The organism is Paraliomyxa miuraensis (assembly GCF_026337845.1).
In the GTDB taxonomy this organism is placed as follows: domain Bacteria; phylum Myxococcota_A; class Polyangia; order Nannocystales; family Nannocystaceae; genus Paraliomyxa; species Paraliomyxa miuraensis.
In genome coordinates this window covers 511,897-523,613 of the sequence record NZ_JAOVZF010000161.1, presented here as the reverse complement: position 1 = coordinate 523,613, position 11,717 = coordinate 511,897, and the positions used below count along the sequence as shown (strand labels likewise).

The following is an 11,717-nucleotide window of genomic DNA, read 5'->3' as shown; positions in this document are numbered from 1 at the left end:
CCCAACCCGTGCGCGAAGCTGAACGCAAGCGCACGGGTGGATCCCCCCGTATGACCCCGGGGACTCCCCCGGGAGACATCCCGCGGTGGATGCACCAAGATGGCGCCCCGTGCCGGTGGCGAGCGCAGGGGCGGTCGCCCTTCTGACCTCGTGGGTCGCGTGGGCCGAGCCTGCGTCGGTCGACGTGAGCACCGATGTTCTCGTGGCCGAGGAGGCGTCGGCCGACGAGCCCGCCGCTCCCGTCGAGGGCACGCCGGCTCCACCGGCGAGCTCGTCCTACGGCGGCGACAGTCCCCCGGGAGCCGCGCCCGGCTCCTCCGAGCCCGACGACGAGCGCCGAGTGGTCGTGGTCAAGCCTCGCCGACCCGAGCCCCAGCGTGACCGCGCCGCGTCGGTGGTCTCGTCCGCCGACTTGACCGAGCGTCTGCCTCGCTCCGCCCCCGATGCGCTGCGCGGCGAGCCGGGGGTGTACATCCAGCAAACCGCTCATGGGCAGGCTTCGCCCTACCTGCGCGGGCTCACCGGCCAGCAGACGGCGATGTTCTTCGATGGTGTGCGCCTGAACAACAGCACGTTCCGCCAGGGTCCCAACCAGTACTTCTTCACCATCGACTCGCGCACCGTCGATCACCTCGAGATCCAGCGCGGCAGCGCGTCCACGCGGTGGGGGTCGGATGCGATCGGCGGAGCCCTGATCGCGAGCCCTATCGAGCCGAAGCTCGAGCCGGGGCGTGCAGTGGTGGTGCACCCACGGGTGATGATGAGGACGACCACGGCCGATGCGGAGGTGGGCGGGCGGGCGCAGACCAGTCTCTCGGTGCGCGGCAAGCTCGGCGTGATCGTGGGCGCGGGCTACCGCGACGTGGGCCAGCTCCGCTCGGGTGGGCGGGTGATCGCACCGCAGACGGGGCAGCCACAGACGGTGCCGCCCGTGTTCGGCCCCGATGACGAGACCCAGCTCGGCACGGGCTTTCGCGAGCTCACCGACGACGTGCGCCTGGTTTGGCAGCCGCGACGTCGTCATCGCTTCACGCTGGGCTACTACGACTATCGACAGTACGACGCACCGCGCACCGACAAGTGCCCGCCCCCCACGGCCCCGCAGGACGAGTGCCTGACGTACCTCGAGCAGTTCCGCACGCTGGCCTACGGGGCCTACGAGACCAAGCATGGCCCGGCGGCGGCCGAGCGTGCACGCGCGACGGTGTCGTACCAGCGCCAGCACGAGCTGCGAGAGGAGCGGCGCGGTAGCCCTTCGACCACGCGGCTCGAGGGCGAGGACGACGTGCACACGCTGGGCACGAGCGTGGTGATCGACACCCGCGACTTCGAGCTGGCCCCGTGGGCATCGCTGGGGGCACGCTACGGCCTCGATCTCTACTACGACCGGCTCGACAGCGCCGAGGAGATCATCTTCACGGACGTGGACATCTCGGTGGAGCGCCCGCGCGGGCAGTACCTCGACGGGGCGCAGTACATGACCTCGGGGACCTGGGCCGAGGTGCACGCCGAGCTGCTCGATGCGATTCGGCTGCGAGCGGGGGGACGGGGCGCGCTGGTGGTGGCCCACGCCGAAGGCGAGCCCGAGACCAGCTCGAGCCCGGTGGACCGGCAGTGGGCCACCGCGGTGGGCAACGCGGGCATCGCCGCCGATGCCGTGCCGTGGCTGACGTTCGTCTTCAACGTGGACCAGGGCTTTCGTGCGCCCAACCTCGACGACCTCACCTCGCGCCAGCAGGTGGGGCCCGGCTTCCAGTACGAGAACGCCAGCCTTCGCCCCGAGCGCTCATTGTCGCTCGAAGTGGGCGCGCTGGCCCACCATCGCTGGTTCGAGCTCGAGGCGTTCGCGTTTCGCACGACGATCGAGGATCTCATCCAGCGGGACACACGAGAGGTGGATCAGTGCCCGATGGGCGATTCCTCGTGTTCGGCATCGCGTGCGATCTTCCAGCTCGTCAACCTCGAGGGCCAGGCCAAGGTGCTGGGCGTGGAAGGAGGTCTGCGCGTGTACCTGCCATGGGATCTGGGCCTGCGGACCACGGTCTCGTATGCGTGGGGCGAGGGCCGCAATCCCCGGGCGGGGCAGGCGATGCAGCCCGAGCGCATCCCCCTGTCGCGCATTCCTCCGCTCAATGGCCTGGTGGAGGCGGGCTGGCGCAGCGAGCGGTGGGGAGTGCACTTGGTGGGGGTGCTTCGCTGGGCACGGCCGCAGACGCGGCTGGCTCCCCAGGACCGCGTCGATGCCCGCATCCCGCTGGGCGGTACGCCGGGCTATGTGGTGGCGGATCTGCGCGCGGGCTATCGGCTCGCGCCGTGGATCCTGGCGGCGGTGGTGGTGGAGAACCTGGCCGACGCGCCCTACCGCCACCACGGCTCGAGCACCAACGGACCGGGACGCGGACTGGTGGCCGAGCTGCAATTCGGGTTCTGAGTCCGAGCTCGGAGTTGGACCTCGGTCGGCACGGGTGGATCCCCTCGATGGCCACACGGGTGATCCACCCGCGGTCGATCCAAGGAAGCCCGCTTACGACGGCAGGTCCCGTCTGGCTACCGTCGCCGCACCATGACGACTCGTCTGCTCCACCTTTCCGTGCTTTGTTCGACTGCTTTGCTCCTGGCCGCGTGTCCCGGCGACGACACGGGCTCGGACGGCACCGAGAGCGCCGAGTCGGGCTCCGCCGACAGCACTGGGACCGGGGGAGATTGCGTGCCCTCGGACGAGGAGATTCCCGCGCTCGACGAGAGTGCATGCACCCTCGCCGCGAACGACTACACTCCCACCGTCAATGGCTCGGCCGACGACGTGTGGCCGGCCTGTGTCAACGACGACGGGGACTACCACCCGCTCGAGGCGCCGGGTGCCGCGGCTCGCGTGGAGGCGTGGGAGATGATTCGATCGATCTTCGCGGCTGGCCTGACCCCCGAGGACTTCACCGCGGCGCGCGAGCAGTATGCGCTCGACCAGGGCATCGAGTCGCGCACGGTCCGTCGCGAGGACGTGCACTATCCCAACATCCCCGAGGCCGAGCAGGATCCCGGGGTCGACTTCGACAAGCAGTGCACCATCGAGGCCAACGTGATGAACTACCCCGATCGCTGCGCGGGGCCGGCCAAGATCGCACCCATCATCAACGAGGCGTTCATGGCGGGCCAGACCGGTGAGGGCGACCCGGCCGTGCACGCGGCCCGCATCGACGCCGCGATCGGGTGGTTCATGTACCTGTCGGTGATCAAGGAGGCGACGTTCAGCTGCCCGCGCGCCGAGAAGGGCGCCGACTGTGACTCGAGCTGGGCCTACTACAATGGCGCCACGGGCCGAGCCAATCCGCTGGGGTTTGGTGGCGACGTGATGGATGTGAGCCCGATGTCCAACGAGCGGGTGTTCGACGGGATCGCGGCGATGAAGTGCTTCCGTGACACGCAGCCGGCCGACATGGACTCCGACACGTCCGATCCGCTCTACGGCTACGGCTACGACCAGCTCGATCGCGCCAACAACCACGCGGCTGCGGTGGTGCTGCGCGATCGCCTGGGCCGGCAGCTTCCGCTGTGCGGCTCGGAGGCCGACGCCAACTGGGCCTGGGTGCAGACGTTCGGCCAGGGTCTCATCAAGCCGGCACAAGACGCCGACTCCGGCCAGGCGGCGACCCTGACCGCACTGCTCGAGAACGACGCGCCGACCCCCGCCGACATCCAGGCCGGGGTGGTGGCGCTCGACGCCCTGTTCCCCTGTCCGTAGCTCCTGGCCGTGATTGGCGGCCCGACCAGAGCGCTCGCCGAGGCGAGCGCGAGGTCCTTCCTCCGCTCCTGAGGTTGGTGGTGGGCGCCCCGGTTGGATCGAACCGGGGCGTTCACTGCCCACCGTTGGCTGGTTCCTGGCTCGTCTTGCCGTCCGTCACTCGTGGCGCCGGGCCGTGGCGTGAAGGGCCGCGATGGGCTCGAGGGCGCGGCGGGCCGGCTCGAGGTGATCGGGTGAGAGCCCGGCGAACGCGAGCAGTTGCACGGCATGGGCCACGATGGCCTCGGTGAGCATCCGCAGCGGCTCGCCGAGCAGCGCCTTGGGCTCGGAGGTGACGGTGGGCTCGGTGATGCCGAGCGCCACGCCATAGGCGGCGTGGGCATCGAACAGCTCCTCGACGAAGGGGTGGCCCACGAGACGGTCGAGCTCGGACGTTGGACCCTCGGCGTCGATGAGGCGCAGGCGCTGCTCGCTCTGGGCGTGCTCGGCGAGGTAGTGGAGCTCGAGGAAGTCGAGCCCGGTGGAGAACAGGCGCTCGAGCAGAGCCTCGGCACAGCGCCGATTGGGATCGTCCGGCGGGAAGATGGTCCACGTGGAGAGGCGCGCGTGGATCGAGCGCCAGGCGTGGTCGAGGCGCACGTCGGTGTCGCGCCCGGTGGGGTGGGGCCCGGGCTTGCCGTGGGCGCCGACGGCGGCTTCGAGGGCAGCGAGCGCCACGGCCAGGGCCTTGGCGGTCAGCTCGATCCCCGGGCTCGGTCGTGACGGGACCAACGGCAAGAGCGCCCTGGCGAGGTCCAGGCCGGCCTCGACGCTCAGGCGAGGGAGGCGGACGTAGAGCGAGGGATCGAGCGCAGTGGTCATCGCATCCTCGGCCAGTGGTCCGACTCTACCGCCACGCATGCCGCGGCACCATTGGGATCTGGGGGATCTGGATGGTGGCCAATGGCAGGGAGGGACGAGTTATGGCCGCCATTCGGGTCCGATTGGTGGCCACAACTCGATCCCCTGCCGAGTTATGGCCGCCATTCGGGTCCGATTGGTGGCCACAACTTGACGGCGCTCGGCGCTGTGGCCACGATTGCGTCATGGCTCGCGGGTCCGAGGGCATCGTAGGCCGCGTCGAGGAGCGGCGGGTCCTGTCGGAGGCAGCACGAGTGGACCGAGCTGCGCTCGTTGCCATCTATGGTCGCCGGCGCGTGGGCAAGACTCACCTGGTGCGGAATCACCTCGAGCCTCTCGCCGGGACCTACTTCGAGGCGATCGGACAACACACTGCCCCACGGGAGGTGCAGCTCGACAACTTCAAGCAGCAGCTCGAGCGCACGTTCTTCGACCATCGCCTGCCCCGTCTCTCGGACTGGCGCGAGGCGCTGTCGCTGCTCGGAGACGGGGTCATCGCGGCCGCCGAGCGCAAGCCGACGAAGCCGGTCGTGGTATTCTTCGACGAGCTCCCATGGATGGCCACCCACCGCTCGGGGCTGCTGCCGGCGATCGACTACCTGTGGAACGCCCGCCTCTCTCGCGTTCCCAACCTCGTGTGGGTCCTTTGCGGCAGCGCGGCGTCGTTCATGCTGGATCGACTCATCAACGCAAAGGGGGGGCTGCACAACCGGATCACCCACCGCTTGCGCCTCGAGCCGTTTCGGCTGGGCGAGGTTCGCGAGCTGCTCGCCAAGCGCGGGCTTCGCCGCGGCACGATGCAGGCCCTCGAGCTCTACATGGCGCTCGGAGGGGTCCCCTACTACCTGCTCCAGGTTCCATCCGGCATGTCGGCCAGCCAGGCGATCGGCCACGTTTGCTTCAGCCGATCCGGCCAGCTCAAGGACGAGTTCGGGCGCCTGTTCGCCTCGCTGTTCGACGATGCAGGCGAGCACGAGCGCCTCGTCCGCGCTGCGGCCACGAATCGCGGCGGAATGTCGAGAGACGAGCTCATCACGGCGGCGGGGCTCGAGAGCGGGGGGCGAGCCACGCGATGGATCGACGAGCTGGAGGCGGCGGGCTTCCTCGCGCGCTTCGTTCCGTATGGCCGGACCAAGCGGAACACGAGCTATCGGCTCATCGACGAGTACTCGCTGTTCCACCTGAGGTGGATCGAGCCTGCGCCGGCATCCAGCTTCGGAGCTCGGGGCAGCAAGTACTGGATGTCGAAGGCCGGCAGTCCCGCTTTCCGGGCCTGGGCCGGCTACGCCTTCGAGGGCATCTGCCTCAAGCACTCGGCCCAGATCGAGCGGGCTCTGGGCATCGATGGCATGGCCAACGAAGTGGGGACGTGGAGGCATGTCCCGGGGCCCGGAGCGCACGACGATGCGGGGGCCCAGGTCGATCTGCTGTTCGACCGTCCCGACGGAATCATCAACCTGTGCGAGATCAAGTACGCCGCGGAGGAATTCGTGCTCACGAAGGCACACGCCAAGGAGCTGGTGACCAAGGCGGAGATCTTTCGGGCACGAACCAGGACGAAGAAGGAGGTCGTGACCACGCTCGTGACCACCCATGGCCTGCGGCCGGGCCTCTGGAACGACGAGGTCATCGATTCGGTGGTGACGGCCGAGCAGCTGATGACGTGAGGTCCTATACTCCGGCGGCCATGGACGACGGTCGGCGAACCCACTTCCGCACCTGCAACCTGTGCGAGGCCATGTGCGGCATCCGCATCGAGCTCGAGGGCGAGCGCATCGCCGGCATCCGTGGCGACGACGACGACCCCTTCAGCCGCGGTCACGTGTGCCCCAAGGCCGTTGCGCTGAAGGACCTCCACGAGGATCCGGATCGCCTGCGGCGGCCGGTGCGACGGACCGCGAGCGGCTTTTCGGAGATCACCTGGGAGGAGGCGCTGGCGGAGGCGGCCGAGCGGCTGCATGCGGTGCAGGAGCGCCACGGGCGTGATGCGCTGGGCGTGTACTTCGGCAACCCCAACGTCCACAACCTCGGGGCGCTGGTGTTCGGGCCGCTGCTGCTGCGGGCGCTGCGTTCCCGCAACCGGTTCAGCGCCACGAGCGTCGACCAGCTGCCCCACATGTTCGCGTCGTACCTCATGCTCGGGCACCAGCTGCTGCTGCCGATCCCGGACATCGACCGGACGGACTTCATGCTGATGCTGGGCGCCAACCCGCTGGCCAGCAACGGCAGCCTGATGACGGCGCCCGACGTCAAGACGCGGCTGCGGGCGATCCAGGAGCGGGGAGGGCGGCTGGTGGTGGTCGACCCGCGCCGCACCGAGACCGCGCGCATCGCCGACGAGCACGTGTTCATCGCGCCGGGGACCGATGCGCTGCTGCTGTGGTCGCTCTTGCAGGTGGTGCTCGAGGAGGGAGGCGCGCGGCTCGGTCATCTCGCGTCGGTGTGCGACGGGCTCGAGCAGGTGCAGGCGCTGGCGCGAGGGTTCTGCCCCGAGCAGACGGCGGTGCACACGGGGGTGCCCGCGGAGGTGACCCGGCGGCTGGCCAGGGGCCTGCTGGAGGCGGGCAGCGGGGTGGTCTACGGGCGCATGGGGTGCTCGACGCAAGCCTTCGGGGCGCTGTGCCAGTGGGCCATCAACCTGCTCAATCTCGTCACCGGCAACTTCGATCGGCCCGGGGGGGCGATGTTCACCTCGCCGGCCGTCGACGCGCTGGACCTGCCCAAGGGGCTCGGCGTGGGCCGAGGCAGCTTTGGTCGCTGGCGCAGCCGCGTGCGCCAGCTTCCCGAGTTCGGCGGCGAGCTGCCGGTGGCGTGCATGGCCGAGGAGATGCTCACCGAGGGGCCGGGCCAGATCCGCGGGATGCTGACGCTGGCGGGCAACCCGGTGCTGTCCACGCCCAATGGTGCGCGGCTCGACGAGGCGTTCGCGGGGCTCGAGACCTACGTGGCGGTCGACCTCTATGTCAACGAGACCACTCGACACGCGCACATCATCTTGCCGCCCACCTCGCCGCTCGAGCGGAGCCACTACGATCTCATCTTCCACATGCTGGCCGTGCGCAACACGGCGAAGTTCTCCGAGGCGTGCTTCGAGCCGCCGGCGGATGCCAAGCACGACTGGCAGATCCTGCTGGAGCTCAAGCAGCGCCTCGAGAAGCTCCGCGGGGTGGGGGTGGCGCAGCGCCTGATGGACGAGGCGCTCCTGCGGCTGGGGCCGGATCGGATGGTGGACCTCGGCTTGCGAGCAGGGCCGTACGGGGGGCGCTTTGGCCTGGGCAAGGATGCGCTCAGCCTACGGCGCCTGCGGGGGGAGCCGCATGGGGTGGATCTCGGGCCGCTGAAGGCGTGCCTGCTCGAGCGGCTGCCCAAGGGGCGGATCGAGCTGGCGCCGAAGCTGCTCGTGGAGGATCTGGAGCGGCTGCGAGCTGCGTTCGGGGAGGCGGCAGTGGTGGACGGTGGCGATGCGAGACCGCTGCGGCTCATCGGGCGTCGTCACCTGCGTAGCAACAACTCGTGGCTGCACAACGCCGAGCGGCTCGTGAAGGGCAAGGATCGGTGCACGGTGCTCATGCATCCCGATGACGCGGCGGCGCGCGGGGTGGAGGATGGGGGGCGGGTGCAGGTGCGCTCGCGGGTGGGGATGGTGACCGCGGCGGTCGAGCTCACCCGCGACATCAAGGCGGGGGTGATCAGCCTGCCGCATGGCTGGGGGCACGATCGCGAGGGCGTCGAGCTGCGCGTGGCTCGGGCTCACGCCGGGGTGAGTCTCAACGATCTCACGGACGAGCTGGCGATCGACGAGCTGTGCGGCAACGCGGCGCTCAACGGGCTCGAGGTCACGGTGGGGCCGGCGTAGACCGTGGGATGTCTCGGCGGGCTGGTTCACTGGCCTTCGGTGGAGGCAAGCCCTTCTCGCGTCCGCTCCTGGAATCGTCGGCAGGCTGCGACGAAGTTCACCGCGATCTCCGGGTTCGACGCGAAGTGTAGATGGGGGTAGCCCGCAAGGATGGTGCTGTTGCTGTAGCCTGCCTCCAGCGGCTGGCCTGCGCTGTCCACCCCAGCGTAGGCTGCCACATCGGTGTCGTCGGCGACGATGCGGGACTGATGGAACTCGTGACCGCGCACGCGCAGCCCCGCCGGGCCAAAGGGCGTGCCGACTCGGGTCGTCAGCTCGACGTAGCGAATCGCGAGGTACTCCCGGTCCATTTGCGTATCCACCGGCACTGCGCCCACCATCTCGTGACGCGCGCCTTCGAAGTCGATGAGACTTCGACCGAAGTAGATCAACCCGCCACACTCGGCGTAGGCCGGGAGGCCCGCCGCAAGCGCGTCTCGCAGCGCGGTTCGCATCGAGCGGTTGTTGCTCAGGGCCGTGGCGAAGTGCTCTGGGTAGCCTCCGCCGAAGTACAGGCCCGAGATACCCTCGGGGGGAGCATCGTCCTCGATCGGGCTGAAGCGCACGAGCTCGGCTCCCGCTGCTTCGAGGCGCTCGAGGTTGTCGGGATAGTAGAAGCAAAAGGCCTGGTCGTCGGCCACTCCAATGCGCACGGTCCCCGCGGGGGACCGCCTCTTCGTGGGGGAGGGCAGCTCTCGCCTCTCGATGCCGAACAAGGTGCACAGGCGCGGAAGATCGATGGTATCTCGCACTTGTGCGACCATCTCCTCCACCAGGCGATCCGCGCGCGTGTTCTCGTGCATGGTCACCAAGCCCAGGTGGCGCTCGGGCATGGTCAGCTTGGCGGAGGCCGGTAGGTAGCCGATGATCTTCGGCCGCAGTCGCGCGGGCATGGCGTCTCGCACCATCTCGAAGTGCTTGACGCTACCCGCGCGATTGAAGAGCAAGGCGCGGATCTCGACCCTTGGGTCGAAGGACTCGAACCCCTGCACCACCGCTGCCGTGCTCCGGGTCATGCCCCAGATGTCGAGTACCAGGATCACGGGCAGCCGTAGCAGTCGCGCCAGGTGAGCCGCGCTTCCTCGGTCCTGCGTGCCGTTCTCCCCGTCGAAGAGGGCCCCCATTGCTTCGACCACCGCGACGTCGGACCGTTGCGAGTGTTCGCGATAGACCGACGCAATCGTCTCTTCTCCGAGCATCCACGCGTCGAGGTTGACGGAGTTCGCGCCGGTCGCCGCTCGATGGTACTGCGGGTCGATGAAATCCGGCCCGATCTTGAACGGCTGCACCCGATAGCCGTGCTCGCGCAGCATGGCCATCACTATGATCGACGCAGTGGTCTTGCCCGCACCGCTGTGCGTCGCTCCGATGATGAAGCCGGGTCGGTGGGAGTCGCTGGCCATGGGCCCCCGGTTGGCGGGGCTCCGAGCATAACACGAGCGCCTCCTCCGACGTTGCAGGCTCAGGGCGCCTTCGGACCCAGTAATGGATAGGGATCGAGGAAGCGCAGCCCCTTCTTGTTGCGAACGTCGGCAGTGTTCACGTCGAGCATGACCGTCCCTTCGCCCTCACTCTTGCTGGGATTGGCGACATAGCCGCCGAGGTAGATGCCCTCCAGCCCGTTGAGGTTGGTTTCGATCACGTGGACGAAGTCTCCCGTGCGATTCTCCCAGAGGGCGGGCAGTACGGCCTCCGAAGAGTTGGCATTGACGAGGAGGACGTCGACGCCCATGCTCTGCATGACCTGGCTGGTTTCCGGAGCCAGCAGATCATTCCCCTGCAGCAAGCCCACCCGACCGTAGTCCCGATCCACGACCCAGTAGTCCGCGCCCACGACATCCGGCTCGGTGGGGGCTCGATGGGTTCGCTCGTAGGTGAAGACCTTGCCGTCCGAGCCCAACAATCGACTCTCGGGTGGTACCACCTCTCCGGCGCCGAAGTTGACGTACAGGTCGATGCCCTGGGCCCTGGCAAAGTCCTGGAGTTGCTGCACCCCGCCGCTGGTGGGCTTGCCGAAGTAGTCCGCGGGAAGGACGAGCACGCGAAGAGTCATCCCCTTGGACTTCGCCTCGGCGATGGCGGCTTCTGCCGCGTGAATGGTCTGCTGGTAGGGGTCACCGCCCGAGGCGGGCTGGACCGCAGCCGCGCCGAAGGTGGTGGCGGGCGGCAGCCCCAGTTGTTGCTGTACGTAGGGCTGGAGGGTGTCCTGCGCGAGCATCGAGTAGAGCTCCGGCCGTCGTACGACCGGCCGCGCGCGCTCGCCCAACACGGGGAGCTCGGCGTAGCCGATCGTGTTCTCCTTGGTGGAGATGTCGACCATGACCTTCGTGTCGTTGCGAATGATCATGCTGCGAGGATCGAAATCGAAGTTGTAGGGGAATGGCGAAGGGATCGTGAAGGTGTCCTGCGTGAAGTGGTCCAGGGGGGTCCCGGCGGTCTCCTCCCCATAGCGGTTTGCGATGATGAAGTGGAAGTTGTTCTCGTAGGCGCGCACTTGCCCGAACGTCGTGGTCACCCCGGAGTTGGTGGGCGCGAGAAGGATGTCCGCTCCGGCCACCGCCGCGAGACGGGAGATCTGTTCGTAGAAGACGTCCGCACAGATGGCGATGCCGACTCGGCCGTAGATCGTGTCGAAGGTGGGGATTTCCGACGAGTCTTCGGCGTTGTAGGAGACCTCGAGGAGATTGCTCCGTTTCTTGTAGACACCGCCGACGTCCCCTTCGGGAGTCAGCAGTACCGCGGAGTTGAAGTATACGTTCTTGTCGGGGTCGTACAACGGCATCCCGAACACGATGTAGACCCCGTACTCTCTGGCGACCTCTCCGAGCGCGGTGGTGCTCGGCCCCGGAACCGTCTCGGCGACCTTGCTGATCTCCTCCCGGCTGAAGTAGGCATAGCCCGAGGTGGCCATCTCGGTGTGGACGATGATCTTGGCGCCGTGCTCGGCGGCCTCCTTGCTCAGGCGCACCAACTCGGTGCGGTTGCCCTCGACGTCTCCGAGCACGGGCGCGAACTGTACCGTGGCAACCTCGAAGAGTGATCCCACGGGAAGTCGCTCGAGCGCCACCGTGGGCGCTTCGACCTCGACCGGTTCGGACCGCGCGATCTTGCAAGCCGGCAACACGAAGCAGCATAGAACGGCGATCGTGGCGGGAAGACTCGACATCACGGATACCCTCGCTG

Annotated in this window: 7 protein-coding genes; 4 read left to right on the top strand and 3 right to left on the bottom strand. The window is 68.4% G+C overall.

From position 1 onward, the window contains the following. Positions 1-109 precede the first annotated feature (109 nt). Positions 110-2,431, top strand: coding sequence for a TonB-dependent receptor plug domain-containing protein (locus tag OEB96_RS37495; protein WP_266221696.1), 2,322 nt, complete (start codon positions 110-112; stop codon positions 2,429-2,431). A 132-nt stretch (positions 2,432-2,563) separates the two neighbouring features. Beyond that, positions 2,564-3,739, top strand: a complete 1,176-nt coding sequence (locus OEB96_RS37490; RefSeq protein ID WP_266221695.1) for a hypothetical protein — start codon at positions 2,564-2,566, stop codon at positions 3,737-3,739. Between the two features lie 156 nt (positions 3,740-3,895). On the opposite strand, the gene OEB96_RS37485 is transcribed toward OEB96_RS37490, so the two are convergent. Beyond that, positions 3,896-4,639 carry a hypothetical protein gene (locus tag OEB96_RS37485; protein WP_266221694.1) on the bottom strand — a complete coding sequence of 248 codons (744 nt, stop codon included), beginning with the start codon at positions 4,637-4,639 and terminating at the stop codon, positions 3,896-3,898. Positions 4,640-4,671: 32 nt separating this feature from the next. On the opposite strand from OEB96_RS37485, the gene OEB96_RS37480 reads away from it, so the two are divergent. Further along, complete coding sequence (locus OEB96_RS37480; RefSeq protein ID WP_323137473.1) at positions 4,672-6,306, top strand: AAA family ATPase; 1,635 nt, start codon at positions 4,672-4,674, stop codon at positions 6,304-6,306. A 20-nt stretch (positions 6,307-6,326) separates the two neighbouring features. Next, positions 6,327-8,495 carry a molybdopterin oxidoreductase family protein gene (locus OEB96_RS37475; protein ID WP_266221692.1) on the top strand — a complete coding sequence of 723 codons (2,169 nt, stop codon included), beginning with the start codon at positions 6,327-6,329 and terminating at the stop codon, positions 8,493-8,495. A gap of 26 nt (positions 8,496-8,521) precedes the next feature. Here the strand turns inward: OEB96_RS37475 and OEB96_RS37470 are convergent, their stop codons facing one another. Both OEB96_RS37470 and OEB96_RS37465 read right to left on the bottom strand, forming a co-directional pair. Continuing rightward, complete coding sequence (locus OEB96_RS37470; RefSeq protein ID WP_266221691.1) at positions 8,522-9,937, bottom strand: cobyrinate a,c-diamide synthase; 1,416 nt, start codon at positions 9,935-9,937, stop codon at positions 8,522-8,524. A gap of 59 nt (positions 9,938-9,996) precedes the next feature. Further along, the gene (locus tag OEB96_RS37465) at positions 9,997-11,700 is read right to left on the bottom strand and encodes a nitrilase-related carbon-nitrogen hydrolase (protein WP_266221690.1); all 1,704 of its coding nucleotides are present in this window, start codon (positions 11,698-11,700) and stop codon (positions 9,997-9,999) included. Positions 11,701-11,717: the final 17 nt, after the last annotated feature.